Annotated in this window: 16 protein-coding genes; 4 read left to right on the top strand and 12 right to left on the bottom strand. The window is 42.8% G+C overall.

What is annotated here, in order from left to right; all coding sequences use genetic code 11:
* Window positions 1-35: 35 nt before the first annotated feature.
* The 5 genes from JGK16_RS17550 to JGK16_RS17570 form a co-directional block, all read right to left on the bottom strand.
* Complete coding sequence (locus tag JGK16_RS17550) at window positions 36-914, bottom strand: inositol monophosphatase family protein (protein WP_293191512.1); 879 nt, start codon at window positions 912-914, stop codon at window positions 36-38.
* Between the two features lie 282 nt (window positions 915-1,196).
* A complete protein-coding gene (locus JGK16_RS17555) occupies window positions 1,197-1,754 on the bottom strand; it encodes a type II secretion system protein (RefSeq protein ID WP_293191514.1) in 558 nt (185 codons plus the stop codon).
* A gap of 207 nt (window positions 1,755-1,961) precedes the next feature.
* The gene (locus JGK16_RS17560) at window positions 1,962-4,886 is read right to left on the bottom strand and encodes a pentapeptide repeat-containing protein (RefSeq protein WP_293191516.1); all 2,925 of its coding nucleotides are present in this window, start codon (window positions 4,884-4,886) and stop codon (window positions 1,962-1,964) included.
* A 96-nt stretch (window positions 4,887-4,982) separates the two neighbouring features.
* Window positions 4,983-5,897: a DUF1822 family protein gene (locus JGK16_RS17565; protein ID WP_293186741.1), complete on the bottom strand. Its 915-nt coding sequence runs from the start codon at window positions 5,895-5,897 to the stop codon at window positions 4,983-4,985.
* A gap of 26 nt (window positions 5,898-5,923) precedes the next feature.
* Window positions 5,924-6,550 carry a hypothetical protein gene (locus JGK16_RS17570; protein WP_293186742.1) on the bottom strand — a complete coding sequence of 209 codons (627 nt, stop codon included), beginning with the start codon at window positions 6,548-6,550 and terminating at the stop codon, window positions 5,924-5,926.
* Window positions 6,551-6,901: 351 nt separating this feature from the next.
* Between JGK16_RS17570 and JGK16_RS17575 the strand changes: the two genes are divergently transcribed.
* Both JGK16_RS17575 and JGK16_RS17580 read left to right on the top strand, forming a co-directional pair.
* Window positions 6,902-9,118: a DUF4114 domain-containing protein gene (locus JGK16_RS17575; protein ID WP_293203307.1), complete on the top strand. Its 2,217-nt coding sequence runs from the start codon at window positions 6,902-6,904 to the stop codon at window positions 9,116-9,118.
* Window positions 9,087-10,439 (top strand): S8 family serine peptidase, encoded by a 1,353-nt coding sequence (locus JGK16_RS17580; protein WP_293203309.1) that lies wholly within the window; start codon window positions 9,087-9,089, stop codon window positions 10,437-10,439. The genes JGK16_RS17575 and JGK16_RS17580 overlap by 32 nt, the downstream gene beginning before the upstream one ends.
* A gap of 235 nt (window positions 10,440-10,674) precedes the next feature.
* Here JGK16_RS17580 and JGK16_RS17585 read toward each other — a convergent pair whose 3' ends face one another.
* Window positions 10,675-10,806, bottom strand: a complete 132-nt coding sequence (locus JGK16_RS17585) for a hypothetical protein (protein WP_293182031.1) — start codon at window positions 10,804-10,806, stop codon at window positions 10,675-10,677.
* A 136-nt stretch (window positions 10,807-10,942) separates the two neighbouring features.
* Here JGK16_RS17585 and JGK16_RS17590 point away from each other — a divergent pair, with 136 nt between their 5' ends.
* The gene (locus JGK16_RS17590; protein WP_293182033.1) at window positions 10,943-11,518 is read left to right on the top strand and encodes a Uma2 family endonuclease; all 576 of its coding nucleotides are present in this window, start codon (window positions 10,943-10,945) and stop codon (window positions 11,516-11,518) included.
* Window positions 11,519-11,523: 5 nt separating this feature from the next.
* Here the strand turns inward: JGK16_RS17590 and JGK16_RS17595 are convergent, their stop codons facing one another.
* Window positions 11,524-12,810: a folylpolyglutamate synthase/dihydrofolate synthase family protein gene (locus JGK16_RS17595; RefSeq protein ID WP_293191522.1), complete on the bottom strand. Its 1,287-nt coding sequence runs from the start codon at window positions 12,808-12,810 to the stop codon at window positions 11,524-11,526.
* 152 nt (window positions 12,811-12,962) lie between these two features.
* Here JGK16_RS17595 and JGK16_RS17600 point away from each other — a divergent pair, with 152 nt between their 5' ends.
* Window positions 12,963-13,988: a DNA cytosine methyltransferase gene (locus JGK16_RS17600; protein ID WP_293203310.1), complete on the top strand. Its 1,026-nt coding sequence runs from the start codon at window positions 12,963-12,965 to the stop codon at window positions 13,986-13,988.
* A gap of 9 nt (window positions 13,989-13,997) precedes the next feature.
* Here JGK16_RS17600 and JGK16_RS17605 read toward each other — a convergent pair whose 3' ends face one another.
* The 5 genes from JGK16_RS17605 to JGK16_RS17625 form a co-directional block, all read right to left on the bottom strand.
* Window positions 13,998-14,543, bottom strand: coding sequence for a hypothetical protein (locus tag JGK16_RS17605; RefSeq protein ID WP_293182039.1), 546 nt, complete (start codon window positions 14,541-14,543; stop codon window positions 13,998-14,000).
* Window positions 14,540-15,037, bottom strand: a complete 498-nt coding sequence (locus tag JGK16_RS17610) for a DUF4365 domain-containing protein (protein ID WP_293182041.1) — start codon at window positions 15,035-15,037, stop codon at window positions 14,540-14,542. The genes JGK16_RS17605 and JGK16_RS17610 overlap by 4 nt, the downstream gene beginning before the upstream one ends.
* 164 nt (window positions 15,038-15,201) lie before the next feature.
* Window positions 15,202-15,360 (bottom strand): hypothetical protein, encoded by a 159-nt coding sequence (locus tag JGK16_RS17615; RefSeq protein ID WP_293191526.1) that lies wholly within the window; start codon window positions 15,358-15,360, stop codon window positions 15,202-15,204.
* The gene (locus JGK16_RS17620; RefSeq protein WP_293191528.1) at window positions 15,357-17,180 is read right to left on the bottom strand and encodes an adenylate/guanylate cyclase domain-containing protein; all 1,824 of its coding nucleotides are present in this window, start codon (window positions 17,178-17,180) and stop codon (window positions 15,357-15,359) included. The genes JGK16_RS17615 and JGK16_RS17620 overlap by 4 nt, the downstream gene beginning before the upstream one ends.
* 3 nt (window positions 17,181-17,183) lie before the next feature.
* Window positions 17,184-18,029, bottom strand: a complete 846-nt coding sequence (locus JGK16_RS17625; protein ID WP_293182047.1) for a FecR domain-containing protein — start codon at window positions 18,027-18,029, stop codon at window positions 17,184-17,186.
* Window positions 18,030-18,304: the final 275 nt, after the last annotated feature.

An 18,304-nucleotide genomic window follows, 5' to 3' on the forward strand; every position in this document is an offset into this window, starting at 1 on the left:
CGAGGACTCGCATTCCTCACTACAAACCAATGTGATTACCGCAAACCCGAATCAATCTCCGCCAAAATCGCCTCAGCATCCCCGCACAAAGCATCGTGACAGCAACCGTTACTCGCCAACAACCCCCCCCACTGACTGACATCTCCCCGGTTATATTGCAAAGCAGAACCATCAAAACGAGTAAATCGCCCGCCCGCCTCCGTCAAAATCAATTCCGGCGCCGCCAAATCCCAATCCTTCGGCGCCGACTTCCCCGAAAGAGCAATATAAACATCAGCTTTTTGTTCAACAATCGTCGCAATCTTGCAGCCGATGCTACCCACAGCCAGTTGATTTTGGCAGGGAAACTTGTGTAATAGTCGATTTAGCCGATCGTCCCTGTGACTGCGACTGGTTACTATAGATAAATCTGCCACTATATTTCGCGCAGAAACCTGCAATTTCACCGCACAACCCCCGCGACTTTCCCCAAAAGCACCAGCATCGCGGATGGCATAATAAATCTTTTGCTTGGACGGCCAAGCCACAACCGCTAACATCGGTTTTCCCTCGAAAGCTAAAGCAATATGAACCGCAAATTCACCAGTCTTGTCAATAAAATCGCGCGTTCCATCCAAAGGGTCAATAATCCAAACCCAAGATTGAGGTAAAGGAACTTTGCCACAACTTTCTAAATAAGATTTGTAAGTTTCTTCGCTCAGGTAGCCAAATTCTGCATTCCCTAAAACCGACTGCAATTCATCGAGAATGTAAGAATTGACAGCGACATCAGCGGCGGTAACTGGGCCGTCTTTTTGTTCTTGAATGTCCAGGTTGGGAGTATTAGCATCAGGGCGATAATAGGATTGTAAAATATCTGCGGCACCCCAAGCGGCGGCCTGGGCAATTTCGCTTAATTGTTCGAGATTTTTCATGTTTGATTGATTAAAGTAGGGTGCCTCAGATTAGAACTCTTGCTCTCGTCAAATTTACCCCCCGCAAGTCCCCCCTCCCGGAGGGGGAAACAAGAATAATCTTACCCCCTCCCCTTACCAAGGGGAGGGTTGGGGTGGGGTGCTTTGTATTTTTGCAAGAGATCTATTGCATCTACTTGATGATAATCGAAAAAACCCCGACTGACGCAACCTACGACTTAGTCTCAACTCCAGTTATATTTGGGTACTAGCTAACAAAAACTACATTTACTAAATGTAGCACTATTTTATGAAACTAGGATAAGGACAATAAATCTCAGGAGTGGCTAGAAATTGTGTCACCATCTGTACTTGTTTAAGCACCGGAGAAGCCAAACTCAAATCAACAGCAACCGGGCCGCACGGAACTAAGATATTATTATCGTGGGCGTAGATAATTCCAAAATAAGATCGCACACCTAAATTTTTAGACACAGCTACTTGAGCTGCAATTGGATAGCCATTGTGAGTCGCAACTTTGATACCATACAAATAATTCTTGCTTTCTCGCACAGAAAAGCCAAAACCTTTCAAAATAGCAGCAGCAGAAGTTGCTGTTGGATCTTGGGAAAATGAAAGCGATCCGAAAGAGTTGGTAAATCCCGTTGCTTCGTAATATTGCGCCGTTTGGTGTTTGTTCAAATAGCTAATATATTGTGTGGCTTCACTTTCTTTAGCTTTACCGATTAACCTGAAGAAGGTAGGGAGGGCGATCGCAGATAAAATCCCAATAATAAAAATGACAACCAGCAACTCAATTAAAGTGAAGCCCTGGGAAGCGTTGGTACATCCTGCACCCATGCATAGCTTGTACCGCAGGGAATCGCACTTCTGGTAACTGATATACAATCCGGTATTTAAGTATATTCTTTGCCTTTGTAGAAGTGACTTGCCCTCGCCTGTAAAACGGAGTTTTAAAAGCGATGTGTGGATATGTTGCACAAAATTGCAGACAAATGCCGACATAATTAACACCTCAAACAAAAACTAAATTTACTCAATATACCGCTAACAATTCCCTTGAAAATCTCCCCATTTCTTGGGATACTCAGATTGATTCTGGCAAATAGCAGGCAACCAACTAGCACCGGGAAATTGCTTATCCCATTTTTGTTTCAACTTTTCTCGCGCCGATCGCACAGAAACATACAAAGAATCGCCACCAGCAAAAGCTTTCAGAAAATGCCTCAAAAACTCCTGGGCGATCGCATCTAGCACAGGTTCCCGCATCACGATAATTTGAGGGATATCTAAGTCAGCTAACTGTTTCCCCAATCCCAAGCCATCGCAAGAATTAAAAATTGCTATCTCCAAACCACGTTCAATGGCTATTTTCAAGGAAATCCTGAGTTCTTCGACAGTTAACTTATCTGTTTTATTAATATAAATTGCCCCAGTGCTGCCATCTACTTCGCTGTAACTGTGACCGGAAAAACAGAGAATGTCCCAGCCTATTTTATCTCTGAGACATTCCTCACATTCCTCGCGAGTTGGTTTGAGCAAAAACATGATTTCTGTGTCTGACAAATTCTCTAACACCTGTTTGTCTTCATCGATATTAATTCCTGTATCGTCACCCAAAATTGCTAAGATTCTCACTTTACTTCTTGGTAGGACTAATTTCTTTACCCTATTAGATACTGTGCGACTTAAAGCGACTTCTGCTTGTTGGCAATCAACTTCAAAAAACTTCCACCGATGCCAGGGAAGTTTTCGCAGAAAGGCATCTTCAGTTTGCACAATCACCCGCACCTCATCATCAAAGTTTAAATTGTCGTGCAATTTTTGCTCGATCGGGTTAAACGGTGCTGAATTCAGCCAATTATTTACTTCCGCTTCCACATCCTCAGCTAACGTTGTTAGCTTCTTTATAGAAAAGTTAGTGACTTGACCTTCTTTGCCTTTGATCCGGCTGTTCTGGTTTTTAATGTTATACATTTCTTCCCACTGTTGATAGCGTTTTAAAATTTTGGCTTGTGGTGGCAAATTGCCTTCTATTTGGATTGGCAAACGGTGTCCGTCACAGTAAATATCAGCGCTGACGGCAAAGCCTTGGTTCAAGTCACCACGATCTAAGTTTAAGACAACTACCTGTTCTGAAAGTGGTTTTACTATCTTCTCTACTACTGATAGCAAGTATCTTTGCTGTTCTGGGAACTCTTGAATTATTGGATTTTTTACTCTTGCTAATTCTAGCATTTTTTGGTAGAAACCATTGAAATCAGTCTCAATCTTCTCTTTGTCTGTATCAGGAGGTACGCTAACCTTGATGACAACAACGCCATTGCCTTTATTTTCAATACTCTGAATTTTTAGTTCTGTACCTTTGAGATCGTCCTGAACTTTTTGGAAAGATTGGTAGAAGGCTTTCCAATCAACACCGTTACGGAAAATTAAGTCAACTGTATTGACTACCTCTTGAAAAAAACTGGTAAATTCTCCGATCTCAAATTGAGATTTTTCACTGTGGGGACGGCGTTCGCGATCGTCAGTGCCAGGTTTCGGTTCTTCTAGCAAGTAAACCCACCGACAATCTACCCATTCTAGTTTCGTAGTGCTGTCAATATTCCAGGTTCCTAAACCGCAAGCACCAGTCATTCTCGCATTACTGAAATCAGTGCCGATCGCCTGAACTTGACTAAAAATTGCATACTCTAAATTAGCAGCTTCTAAAGTCGCTTGACTGAGGTCTGCTGTTTGAAGTTTGGCGTAGCCGAGGTCTACACCTATCAAGTTTGCTCCTCTCAAATCCATGCCTTGATATGATTTATTATAGCCGTTGCCGGTCACTAGCAAATCTCTAACTGCGGGATCAATTAATATTGTCTCGCCGACTCTTGCCCACTCAATTCTTGAGCTTTTGTGCCACATTGCACGATAAATATTAGCAGATCTAAAATCAGTGTTTTTGAGAAGAGCGTAACTAAAATTAATATTGGCTAAATTAGCACCCCGAAAGCTGGTACTGCCTGCCGCTGCAATCGCATTAGCTAATTGGTGAATTACGGCATATTTATCATCTTCAGCTAAAACTCTGTTGCCAATATAAGTTCCCAATGAGACCAAAGCTACAGCTAAAATTACCGCTATAATGATAATCGCAATAACTATAGGTGGATTGGAAGAATTTGCGACACATTGGTCTAAAAAATCATAACATTTATTGTTCGTGTTGTCAGCTAATCTAGTATTAATTAACACAGATGCTTTTAAATACCGGGTTGAATTATTGATAATAATTCCGGTGGCGATCGCACTTATTGCCAGAGCTTCAAATACAGCTAAAACTGCCACTATTCTGCCCAATACAACCTCAGCCAAAGCCACAGCTAAAGGCAAAGTTACAACTGCGATCGTAGTCGCAGCCACAGCCCCGATCAAACTTACAATTAAAAACGGAATATCGTTGGTATTCGGTTCACCAGCCAACGCCCCAGTTAAGCTCCCAGGTCTAAAACCTCTCAGCCAAGCCAGTATCGGGTGTTTATCGTTCGAGATCGCACTTAAAACAGCAATGCAAGGTACAAAGATTGCAGCCGCCATAGCTAAAGACCCCAAAGCTTTTTGTATTCCTTGGCGAATCGTGAGAGCCAAAAGAACAGTATTCAGTAATAAGATGATTGCTGTTACAATCAAACTGGAGTACCCAATATTTTTGGCAAATAGAGATCTGAATGTCTGACTGATAGCAGTTACAGCAGCCGTTCCTGACATTGCTGATATCAGTGCTACAATTATGAATATTTTGATTTGCGATCGCACTATTAATCCGCAGCGAGCGTGACTGAAGTTAGCACCATCGAGAGTTGCTCCGCTAAAATCTGCACCTCGGATATCTGCATAAGAGAAATCAGTATTAGTCAGATCTTGACCTTTGAAAGAACGACCTTGGAGATTTTGACCGCGCAAGTTTTGAAAGGTTAATGATGACATAAAATCCAAGTGAAATTTTCAATAGGTTAGCAGTCAATACTTGAGTTGTTGCTTTCGTTCCCAGGTGCTAGCTGGGAATGACAAATGCGTGGCAGATTACCAATGAAAATGTTTCGTCACGCTAGCTTCTCCGAGTGCCACAGTAACGCCAAATAATTCTCTTAATTCAGAACTAAATTCCAACTGAATAAAGTTGTCATCATCTCTGGATGTTGCCTCAAGAACTACCTCTTCTGACTCATCCATCACTATCAATTTTAACCCTTCTGGCAAACAAGTTTGATTTCCCATCGGATACACTTGCACTTGGATATCCACTTCGGAACCTGGTTCTGGTGCCAGCATGACTGCAAGTGTTACAGACTGTTGTGCTAGCTGCATTCCCAAATCAATTTTATAACCTCTCTCGATAGGTAATGCGTTCGTACTTCTAAAATGCCACTCCAGTTGTTCGGGATTTAATAGCTCATCAATTACTTGCCATCCCGTATCAAAAACATTCTCAAACCAGTTCATTAAATTAACTGGATTCAGTTGTTGAATTCGATTCATGTAGGCAAGAAAATATTCTAGGGATTGCAGTTGAGTGAGCGGTACTTCTCTCATTGCAGAAGTTTTAGTAAATCCTAGTAGCGTTGCTTCTTTCAAAGATTGATTTAATTGTACAGCAACGTAACCGATGCGATTTTCCCAAGCATCGGAGGGAATGTTACAAGTTTGGGAATCGGGCAATACGGGACGACATTCAATTTTGCCAACGCCGACGATATCTAAATCGGCGACATCTACAAATTTGAGCATGAGTGAATCGCGACTTTCGCTATGAGCCAAGTTAGTTTCAAATCCCATGCAGCGTAGGTAAGAATCTACTGCATACACTGCTAGGGTATTGAGATAAACTTGTTTGAATTTTGTCGGCAGGGATTTTTGAGCGCACTGTTGAGCGATGTCATGGGCTTCAAAGGATAGCGGTACGGTGAAAGTTATTGGTTCGATCATTTTACTCATCATTAGTTTCTGTGGTTGTCGCTTAATTGCTACTGTAATTTATTACGAAAATCATCACCAAATCTCCGCAGGTTTCGATTAAAAAAACTGTCGATACCTGAAATAGAAACTCCAAACCTTTGAGACATACTATCCAATGTTTCACCATCCAATTTAGCTAAAGCTATAACTTGCCAAGAAATATCCGGGCGACATCTAAGTGACACTCTTCTAAAATGGCCATCTGGATCTTCTTCGATCAATTCACGCAGCATTGTAGCCTCTTCGGACAATGGTGATTGTGGTGACTGATAATTATCTAGGTCGTTTAAGGAAGGTAGTTCGCGTGTTCTATTTTTTTCTTTCATATATCGCTTAACAGCATCTTTGAATCTCAACTTCAATATGTGATTGACCGGGGCCATCAGTGGTCTTTCTGGATCGTATTTGTCAATTTTTAGACAAATATACTCAATTGTTTTTAGAAGTGCTTCGTTATAAAGGTCTTCGTAAATATTAGGAGACCATGACCTTTTTTGGGGATAAGCAAGCTTGCCCGATAGCCAAATTGCGTTTCTCAGTTTGGTTAATGCTTTCTGTCGCTCAAGGCTAAGGGCTGGGTGCTGTTGAGCTTCGACGGCTAGCTGTTTGAGTTGTAAATCAATTTCGTCCTCCATCTCAATCTCCTCACTCCTCTGGGGATTCTTGTGCAGTCTTGGGGCATTTCTATGTTGTTTTTCGGTAGAGTCGCAATTTTTTACGCATTTGTGGGGAGATTGTTACAAAACTTTACGTTTGAGGGGGTTTGGGAAAAAAGTTTTGAGATTTGCGTAAAAAGTTTGAGGTGGTTTCGTAATTAGGGTTGAGGGGGCGATCGCACTTTCGTGTGAAAAAGCAGTTTTGAGATTTGCGTAAAAACTTGGGGCTGCTTCCGTAATTAGAGTAGAGAAGCCAATTCAACGTTTGGGCGATCGTTTGATTTCATTATATCAATTTTCATTTAATCCAAGATTAGGAGTATAATCTCAATGACAACTATCAATCAAGGTCAAACTAATGTTCTGCTGAAAGATGTTCTAATCGCCGACACTTTGCCGGGAAGTGCTGCCAACAATTCTATCCTCAACCCTTTAAGCAACAGCAACAAGCAAAATATCGGCGAAGGTTCCTTGATGCTTGACAGCAACAATAAAATAGCGATCGAACCCGATAAACCATTAGTTACGACTAATTTACTGAAATCAAAAGATGCTGCTTCCGAGTCAATCAGCAACAAATCCGATGATTCATTAATTGTTCCAAATCCTCTCAATAGCAGCTTAAGCAGGTCAGTTAGTGGCAATACGAGTCGCGGCGACGCCCTATCCGGTTCCCAGTCAGCCATAGATGCCAAGGATACCCTGACTGGAAGCAGCAAAGATGCACCGTTAATTGCCATCAAAGCTGACAGTCTGACAACAACTGACTCTTTGACTAACAATCAGAGTGCCAAGGAAATATCCCCTGATAAAAAAATCGATGCGTTAGCAGAAAAAGAAAATAAATCGGAAACACTGGCCACTGACAGTAACCTGATTTCACAAGCAAAAGAATCCACAATTCAAGCAGCAACTACTGATAAAGTGACGGCGGATAAACCAGTCGCTATTGTCGATGAAGCGGGCAAAGATAGCAACAAACAAAACTCGACAACTACTACTCAAACTGTTGAGACTTCAAAATCACCAGCCACAATTCAAGCAGCGACTACTACTGATAAATTGACGGCGGAGAAACCAGTCGCTACTATCGATGAAGCTGGCAAAGATAGCAACAAACAAAACTCGACAACTACTAGCGGAGACAAGGACAAAAAAGTTGCGGATAACAGTCAAGCTGTTGCAGTTGAAACCCCTAAAGAACTCAGCAAAACTACTCCTAAATCTGAGATTGTCGCCGATAATTCGTTTACATCTGGGAAATTTGTTGTTGACTCTAGCGGCCAAGTTGGTATCGATTTCTTGTTTGACGGCGGACTGTATAAGGGTCAATTAGCTATCGTCAGTCTAAAAGGGATGGAGAAGTTTGTACCTGGTTCAGCAGAATTTATCAAGGAAGTGGCTTCAAGGGCATTAAGCAATTCTGTAAAAGGTCATGTAGTCATTAATGATTTGAGCGAAGGTGCAAAATTTACGGGTAATTTACCTGAAGGGAATTATAACGAAGGAACTTATTTGGGAGTCAAGAGTTTTGCAATGACTTCGGGGGATGAGTTTGGCGTTATGTTGGTGCCAAATGGAACTGTGCAAGAGGTTCTGAATAATCCTGTTGTTGGAGGGGATAAACGTCCTTTATTTTCAATGGTGACGGCGAATCCTGCTGAGGGATTTCATGTCGGGCAAATTGCTGATGTGACTGGTAGTGGCAAGACTTTTGCAATGGAGGATATGCGGGTTGATTTAGGGAGCGATCGCGATTACAATGATGTGATATTTCAGGTGCGGGGTGCGACGGGTACTGCGGTGAATTTGGATTCTGTGATTAATGCTGAGAAAGATTGGCGTAAAGCTGATATTGGTAAGGCTTTGATTGCTTATGCTAAACCCTATGTTGAACCGAAGGTAGAGCCTGCTAAAGAGGATGAAAAACCTGCCAAAAATACTGATTCTGGTTCGGTTTTAGATGTTCCGATTTCAGATAACGCAAGTGTTTCAAAAGAGAAAGTAATTTCTCCAACTAATACTGAGTCTCTCTCGAAAACGGAGGTTGTTACTTCAGATACAACTGTAACGCCAGCAGTGAAGACTGAAGATGACGAACCTGCGATCGCCAATTCGATCGATACTTCTACCAAGGATCTGCCGGTTTCAGACAAGGCTGTCGTGTCGAGGGTGAAGACTGAAGATTCGATCGATACTCCTACCAAGGATCTGCCGGTTTCAGATAAGGCTGTCGTGTCTGAGGTGAAGACTGAAGATTCGATCGATACTTCTACCAAGGATTTGCCGGTTTCAGACAAGGCTGTCGTGTCTGAGGTGAAGGCTGAAGATTCGATCGCTACTTCTTCCAAAGATATGCCGGTTTCAGACAAGACTGTCGTGTCGAGGGTGAAGGCTGAAGATTCGATCGATACTTCTACCAAGGATTTGCCGGTTTCAGACAAGGCTGTCGTGTCTGAGGTGAAGGCTGAAGATTCGATCGATACAAGATTCGATCGATACTTCTACCAAGGATTTGCCGGTTTCAGACAAGGCTGTCGTGTCTGAGGTGAAGGCTGAAGATGAGAAATTGGCGATCGTACTGACTTCCACTCCGAATGAGTCTGTCAAAACCGATCCGGTGACTTCATCTCCAACAGTCATCGATCCGTTGACAATAAAAGAAGAAAAAGAGGCGATCGCAACCCCTATTTCTACTACCACAAAAGATGCACCGGCTTCAGATAAAACTGTAACGAAATCAGTTGAAATCGAATCTCAAGCAATTGCACCTCAACCTGCGCCTAAAAACATTTCAACCGTTGAGACAGAAACCAAGATAAATCAACCACAACCTGCTGTTACTCTCAGCCCTAAAACCGATGAACAACCAGCAATTTCTACTCAAGCATCTGGTAAAACTTTTCAGCCGATAGTCCACGAAAGCAAGCCAAATATTTATCCTCAAGAACTTTCGACTGTCAATCAATCAATTGCGACAGATAGCAAGCCAGTAACGGCAATACCAGAATTAGCTAAACCAGCAATTTCTACCAACAGCCAGCCAGCAATTTCTATTCAAGAAGTTGCTCCGATAACTCAACCTGTCGCACCAAATGCAACCAGCATAATAGCCACAAATAGTCAAGAAAAAACCAATACAGAACCCACAAATTATGCACAGAATATCGGCTCGAATCCAGTCACAACGACTACCTCATTCCCTTTTTCAAAAGCATCTCAACCCTTAGTCGGTATTATTAGTACAGGATTTAATGCCAATAATTTCGACATAGACTACAGCCGCATTACTCTCGGAAAAGACCGCATTGCTAATGATGATAATCCCTTAATTCAATCCGGTGAAGGCAGCGAACAAGGAACTCATGTTTTAGGCTTAATTGCCGCCACTCAAAATAATAGCAAAGGCATCGACGGCATTAACAATGAAGCACCGATTTGGTTAGGTAGGGCTAGTGGCAATAACAGTTGGGCAGAATCCTTAATTGAATTTGTCGATAACGCCAAAAAATCCGATCGACTCAATGCAGTTGTTAACATTAGTTTTGAACTAACTCAAGTTGATGTTAGCGGCAAAATAGTTTCTCGCTACGAACTGACAGAAGCCGAAGAAAATGCCCTAGAATACGCTCGCAAAAATCACATCGTTGTTGTCGTTCCTGCTGGCAATAATCCCCAAGAAATATCAGCTTTAGGCAAAGCATCCCTTCAGTTTGACAATATCATCAGCGTCGGTGCATCATCGGGTGGTCAAGTGACAGATTATTCGGGAAATGGCAAAGGTTTAGATATTTTAACAGAAGGAGGAACGCTGAACAATCCCGTGCGATCGCCCTGGATGCTTCTCCAAGCTATCGAAAGGGCGTGAAGTGCTGCTATCCCGAGCTTTAATCGCCCTGATTGAGGTGAAAAGTGCGATGTGCATCAATGCCCAAGAAACCGGGTTTTTCATAATCTGAGGGCTGTGGCGAAATATTGTCGTCAAAAACCCGGTTTCTGGCTTCTCCCTGAATTTCTTACTTCCGCAGCACCGAAGTGATAATCACTGTAATAGTGGCACTAGCAATTAAAGTGAAAGCAAGTTGTACTACCCACTGAGTTGCTTACTGGTAGTTAGAAAAGCGATCGTTAAATTTCTCGGAATCCCTCGATAGCTTATCTACATCTGTCGATAGCTTGTCCAGTTTCTCAATTACATCTACCAAGGTTGGTTCCTTTTTGGATGTAGTGGTCATTTGGTTTATTTTAATTCGATAATTATATTGTAATATATTATATTGTGTGTTTTGTCGCCTTTTAAATTATTCATTTGTTGTAAATTCTGAGTTATGTTAGAATTAAGATTCAACTGAATAATGGGAGAAAACTTTTATGACAGCGATGACAGTCAAAGATTTAAACCAAGTTCAGACCCTTTTTTCCGAAGCGGGTTTAGATTACACAATTGAACTAGAAGACGGGAAAATTTCAGTTATGGGCCCATCAGACATTGTATCCAGTGAAATCAGTAGCCGTCTCATCGCCTTTCTCTTCGCTTGGATAAATCCACGCCGCTTGGGGAGAGTGTTTGACTCCGCAGGCGGTTTCATCATGCCGAATACCAACGTCAAAGCGCCAGATGTTTCGTTTGTGCGCGCGGCCCGCTTGCGCCAAAGTCCGCGTTATTTTGGTGAACTTGTCCCGGATTTGGTGGTTGAGATCAAATCTCAGAGCGATCGCATTAAGGCTATAGAAACTAAGGTTTTGAAGTTTATAGAGCTGGGTGCGGTTGTCGGCATCCTGATCGATCCTGATGAGGAAACAGTGGCAATTTATCGATCGACTGGTGAACCGACTATTTTAGCAAATGGCGATATTTTAACAGTACCAGAGCTTTTTCCCGGTTGGGAATTGCCCGTTTCGGAATTATGGCCTCCCATTTTTACAGAGGAAGAAACACAATCCTGATGCGTTTAAGTTTGAGATTGTTGTTGCAGAAAATAGCCGACTAGATAAAGTGAACCGCACAGGATTGTGAGGTTTTCGTCGGTAACAGCCGCATCTAAAGCTGTTGTTAAGTCGGGAAAAGCTTGAGTGAGAGTTAATTCAGGGCAGATATTTTCAGCAATGGCGGCTAATTCTGTGGGGGATGCTGAGTTTTGATCGGGTACGGGAACGAGATAAAGCCGATCGCCCTTTTTGAGTAATGCTTGTAAAATATCATCGCAGTCTTTCGTCGCGAGAATCCCGATTACCCAGTTAATCGGCGACGGGGAAGCGGTAAGATTGTCTACATATTCGCGCAGGGCGATCGCAGCAGCAGGGTTGTGCGCGCCGTCAATCAGGATGTTGCGGTTGTTCCAAGTTACCTGCTGAAGTCTACCCGGCCATTGGGTTTGGGCGATTCCTTGTGCGATCGCACTTTGGGAGATTTGCCATCCTAGGTTTTGCAGAGTGTGGAGAGTTGCAAGTGCGATCGCCGAATTCATTAATTGAACTTGTCCCAGCAATGGCAATTTATATCTTATTTTAACACCAGAAAAATCAGAATTAACGCCGATTTCTGGACTTGGATAATATTCTGCAAATCCGTCTTTTAAATCCACCGCAGGTTTTACCCAAACAGCCGGACAACCTAATTCTTGAATGCGTTTTTCTACTACTAATCTAGCAGATTCCGGCAACTCTCCGACAACTACCGGACACTTTGATTTAATAATTCCCGCTTTTTCCCCAGCAATATCAGCGACAGTCGGGCCGAGGATTTGCCAGTGTTCGAGACTGATAGAAGTAATCACACTCACAAGCGGAGTTTCGCAAACATTAGTCGCGTCTAATCTACCGCCCAATCCGGTTTCAATCACTGCAATATCTGCTTTTTGTTCGGCGAAATACAGCCAAGCTGCGGCGGTGATGATTTCAAATTGAGTCGGAGTTTCCGTATTACCTTCAGCAGCGCGGACAACTTTTTCTAAACAGTCTTGCAATGCTATTGGAGAAATTGGTTTTTGGTTGATACAAATTCTTTCTGTCCAATCGATTAAGTGCGGCGATGTGTAGCGCCCGACTCGATAACCTGCCGCCGTGAGTACCGATGAGAGATAAGCGCAAACAGAACCTTTGCCATTTGTACCGGCAACGTGGATAATGGGTACTTGTTTGTGGGGGTTGTCGAGTTTTTCGAGGAGTTGGTGAATTCTTTCGAGGCCGAGGTGGACGCCGAAGTGTTGGTATGATTGAAGGATGGAGTTTGCATTCATTGAGGATTATAAATTCTGTTTGTTTGTGAATTATATTTTTTTCTTTAACCGCAGAGGGCGCAGAGGGCGCAGAGTGAGAGAAGCAAGAGACAGATATCTCATCAAAGAAAGTTTTATTATTAATTTATTGTATTTATTGCGGGTAACAAAAGGTGGCTTTGAATATTATTTCTCTGTTTGCGGGTTGTGGTGGATTGGATTTAGGTTTTCGTCGGGCTGGGTTTAATCCGGTTTGGGCGAATGAATATGATAAGTCGATTTGGGATACCTATCAATTTAACCATTCTGAAACTATTTTAGATCGCAGAGATATCCGAAAAATTAATTCTGATGAAATTCCTGACTGTGTTGGGATTATTGGCGGGCCTCCTTGTCAAAGTTGGAGTGCGGCGGGCGCGAAACGGGGAATTGATGATTCTCGGGGTCAGCTTTTTTGGGAGTATATTAGAATTGTCCGAGACAAGCAGCCTTTGTTTTTTTTAGCTGAGAATGTTAGCGGCATCTTAGCGCCCAGAAATCAGGATGCTTTCACTTATATATTATCGCAGTTTGAGGAACTTGGGTATCGGGTTTCGTTCAAGTTGGTGAATGCTAAAAATTTTGGTGTTCCCCAAGATAGGCAAAGGGTGATTGTGATCGGTTATCGTCAGGATCTGGGTTTTGGTTTTGAGTTTCCCGCACCTGGAACCGAGGTTTTGACACTGCAAAATGCGATTTTTGACTTGCAGGCGATCGCCCCAATTCTAGTTAAGGGTAAATTAGATAATTATCACGATTCTGTCGCGAATCACGAATGTGCAGATTTAGGATTTTCCAGCATTTATATGTCGCGGAATCGAGTTAGAAGTTGGGGTGAACCTTCCTTTACAATTCAGGCCAGCGGCAGACACGCGCCTTTGCACCCTCAAGCTAGTAAAATGATTTTAGTTGGCAAAGATCAGCGCATTTTTGACCCGCATTCGCCTCAGCCTTACCGTCGGCTTTCTGTGCGAGAGTGTGCGCGAGTTCAGACTTTCCCGGATGACTTTATTTTCAAGTACAAATATATTGCTGACGGCTACAAAATGGTTGGGAATGCAGTACCTGTGAATTTGGCTAGGATGTTGGCGAAAAAGATTTATGCGGATATTTGTTCTGTAGGGGCGGTGCCAAGAGTTCCCGCGCTCTCACTCCTGTAACATTATCTGTTAATTTTGCCATAAATTATCTAGAGTAAAGTTGCGGGGATTTTTGAGAATGAAAGTTTGATTTTCTTTGATCAAATCTCCCGTACAGACGAAAGGCAAGCGTTCTTGATAAGCTTTGATAGCGAGGATATAATCTTTGTCTGCAAGTTCGGTTTTAATTTTCTGTAATTTGTCGCAAATCACGCCTAATAAGGTAATTTCGCCGCTTAAGTTGTCGGCGTTGGGCGTGTGAATTTGCATCACAACTCCCTGAATAGTTGTATTGGGAATCCCGGTAATTAAGTCTGCTAAAATTTCACTTTGCGATCGATTTTCTACGGATTCTAATATTTCGATTATCTCCCGGATTCGGGCAGCATAATCTCCGAGATTTTGTTGGTTGGGGAGTAATATTTCAAATTCCTCTCCGGCGACTGGTTTGTGCCAAAGTGTGGCATTTTCTAAGAAAGGTTTGTCTTCATTCCACCCGTGAATTTGCAGGTAATTTCTAACTTGATTTAGGTTGACTGTTTGGAGGGTTTCGCTATCTTGGAATGTGACTTTCATGGTTGAACTCCTTGGCTAATCCCCTCCATAATTGACTGAAGGGCGATGACTGTAAATTGATTAGTTCTCGGTATAGTGACTGTGACAGCGGTGGTGTTTTGTGTTTCTGGCATTCCCCGCAGAGATATCCAATATCCGCATTCCTTCATGCAGGTTTCTGTTTCTGACTGAGTTAACCAGTTTGCTATTGTTTCGGGGATTAAAACAACAACTAAAATTCGGGGTACGGCGAAGTCATCTATTCTCAAGTCATCGTAGTTTTTGAGTTTGAGAGGGTAGCGAATCGAGTTATTTTCTCGAACATCCCTTGATGTCGATTTTAACTGCAATTCTAAGCGAGGTGCTCGGATGCTACCTGTCCCTCCTTTGGCAGCAATTCCCCAGTCTACGCTATCGTCGTCTACAAATGGTTTGTAAAGAGAATAGCCTGCAACGCTGGCGATGGCTTGCAGGTAGGTGTTGCTAAATTGTTCTTTTTGTTGGTTGATATCCACGCTGGCTTGTATTTTTTATATGGTAACTCGAAGTCCTAGATATAATATCAATTTAGCTAAAAAACTCTGCTATTATATAAAGTTGCGGTGCGTGAATGCTGAGTTCTTATACTACCGCACAAATCTATTCGCTGTCACGCACCATACATCGCTTTGAACGCAGATTATCGATCGCCCTTAGCAGCATACACAGCATACAGCCGATCGAGCTTTAGGAAGGTTTGCAGCAGCGCATTCGCCCCCTGAGTAAACTGTTCGGGCGAAGTATACTCATCTTCTGCATGGCTGATGCCGCCCCGAGAAGCCACGAAAATCATCTTCATTTTTTGCCAACAAGCGCACAAATAGTTGTTTCTTGTTTTCTGCCTCTTAATTGAATACTCTTAACGGGTTTTGCTTCGTAGCTATCGCTCACCAATTCCCAGGTTTCTCCTGTTATTAATACTCGATAAGGATTGTCTTCTTTAATATCTTTATTCATTGGTTCTAACCTGGCGGCAATATTCACAGTATCTCCTAAAACCGAAAAATTTAATCGATTCCCGCCGCCGACAGTTCCAGCAATAATCGACCCTGTATGAATGCCAACTCCGAATTCAATTTTTGGCTTTCCTTCCCTTTGAAACTTCTGATTTAATTCTTTCAATCGTTCTGACATATCCAAACAAGCGGCAATACAATTTTGAGCGTCCTGTTTGATTTCTTCAGGTTTAGTATGAGGAAAGGGAATGCCAAATATTGCCATAATTGCATCGCCAATATATTTATCGATCACGCCGCCGTGATTCATAATACACTCACTCATGGCATTTAAATATAGATTTAGCCAAGGCATCAATTCATCTGGAGATAGTTGCTCGGAAATGCTAGTAAACCCTCGAATATCCATAAATAAAACCGTAGCGACCATTTCTTGCGGTTGCAGTTCGCCATTTTTAAAGATTTCGTCTTTTCGCTGCCAAATTAATTCAGCAGTTTCTTTTGCCATGTATTTTTCAAATAGGCTCATTAATTGTTGTTTCTCTTGTTGTTCTCGCAGTTGCAGTCCAATTCCAGCTAAGACGATCGTACCAATCGGTGCAGCAATGGGCATTAGTAGAGAATTAAACGTAAATAATAAGAAAGAAACTGCATACCAGATTAGAGGGAAAAGGATAGCGATCGCAATTCGTCCCCTGGGCCCAGATTTCGATAATATTCCGCTAGTAATTGGCCCAATTAAAAGTAATATCAGCCAACTTGTCCAGCCAGGTAAAGGTTGCAGCAGTCGGTTATTTAGCAAGTTATCGATAACTGCGGCATGAAGGTAAATCCCACTGGTGGGTGAAATTTGATTTAAAGGAGTCCGCAAAGGATCTAAACCTGTTGCCGTCATACCTACTAATACCAATTTGTCTTTAAAAGCATCTGTGGTAATTTTACCTTCCAGAACATCAGCAAACGAATAAGTCGGTAGAAATTGCGTTTTTCCAGGCCAATTTATCCCTGCACTGTAAAATTCTAGACTGCCGTTATTAGGCGGTGATAAAAACTTTTCTAGCCCTCCAGATTGCGGTTGCTTGTCGGCGTTGTAAACTCGCAGCATGGCAATTCCCAATGAGGGAATATCTCGCAACCACAGCGTGGCTTGACGACCGATTCCATCTGTGTCTGACTTATGGAAAATATGACCTCGATCGGCGGCTGCGGCTTCTAAAGTTGGTACAATTGGTAGCGGTTTTCCTCGGTCATCCCAAGCCTTAGCTAACACTACATTACCTGTTGCACTCATAGCGTCTGCAAGTTGGTCATCTTGGGGACTGGATTCGGCAAAAATAATGTCGAAACCAACGACTGCGGGTTTAGCAGGGGAAAGGGCTTGTAATAATTGAGTGTAGCGATCGCGCGAAAACGGAAATCTCCCCAACTTTCTTAAACTTGCTTCGTCTATGGCAATGACCACCACTCGTTTATCCCAAATAGGTTTGGGTAAAATTCGACTTTCGCGAAGTTGAAACAGGCTGTTAGAACTCAGTTGTTCCAGCGGTTTCCAGCCACCCAAATGCAACGCGCCCAAGGAAATAAGAGCAGCAGCAACCCCCGGCAGTAAGGATTGGCTGCGGGTAAAAAAAACTCGCAAACGAGGGATTATTAATTGAGTCATTATCTATTTCTTAAGTAAACTAGCACCGAGTTCATAAGACACCTCATTTCCCACCGGACTGCGAACAACTAGCCAGTAGTCAGAGTTAGCTGGTCTCGGCACTATCTCGTCGATTTTACCTGTTCGATCCATCTTTAAGGGTTGGCCGTTTAAATACACTAAATTCAGCGGATCGACAGTACAAATGCATCGAACTTTGTCTTGACTGATGGCTGATAAACTGATCAATTCATAGTTCAGATTTTCTTTGAATGCCTGGGGTGGATTGGGAGGATTGCCGGGAAAAGTGACGGAAGCATAGCCCTTTTCTATCTTCACAGTTTGCCCTTGAGCGCTAGCGTCAACCTTCCCCTCAAATAAGGCAGTTGCGGCTTTTCCCTCTGGGCCAACACCCACGGCGAACTCAGTCCCCCTGACACCCACAACTCCCGCTGGGCTGTTAATTTCTAGGCGCGAATTGGCGTTAGTCAAGCGTCGGGCCGAAACTCTTGCCAATCCTGCGGGGACTGACAGCAAGGTAACTCTACCTCCATTGACAGCAACGGACAGACCTTTAACTTGGACGGTGCTTAATTCTGCTAGATTAATCGTAGCGATGCCAGTGTCTACCGCTAAAACCGCGCTAGAGTTTTTGCCTGTGGAGATTTGCTGGCCGGCTGTTGTCAGGCGATCGCCCACTTTTGCTGGTCTGCCTTGATATGTTACGCTTCCCCTAACTTGCCGTACTTCTACCCACCGACTCCCGGGGAGTTGAATCTCCCTCGCCAGCAAAGGTAAGGCGAAAGTGATTAAAATACTAGCAAATAGGATTGTCAACCATTTAGAAATACCAGACCGATTTAATTTCATCGTTGCTAAAAATTACTTGGCCAATACCCTTATCTAGATTACTATTTTTTTGCTAGCTGCTCTAGACAATTTTTAACGACTTCTTCAGACTTGCAATTGTTCCCTATTAGCAATTATAAATTAGCATCTTGTGTTAAGCTGTCGCACATTTAAATTGTATATTCAGGGCGGGCGAGACGCCCACCCCACTCATTGTCTGATTTTTTTGAGATGCAATTTAAATGCAGAACAGCTTACTACTGGTTTATGAATAAGCTGTCACGCATTTAAATTGG

The organism is Microcoleus sp. PH2017_09_SFU_O_A (genome assembly GCF_020738625.1).
Classification (GTDB): Bacteria; Cyanobacteriota; Cyanobacteriia; order Cyanobacteriales; family Microcoleaceae; genus Microcoleus.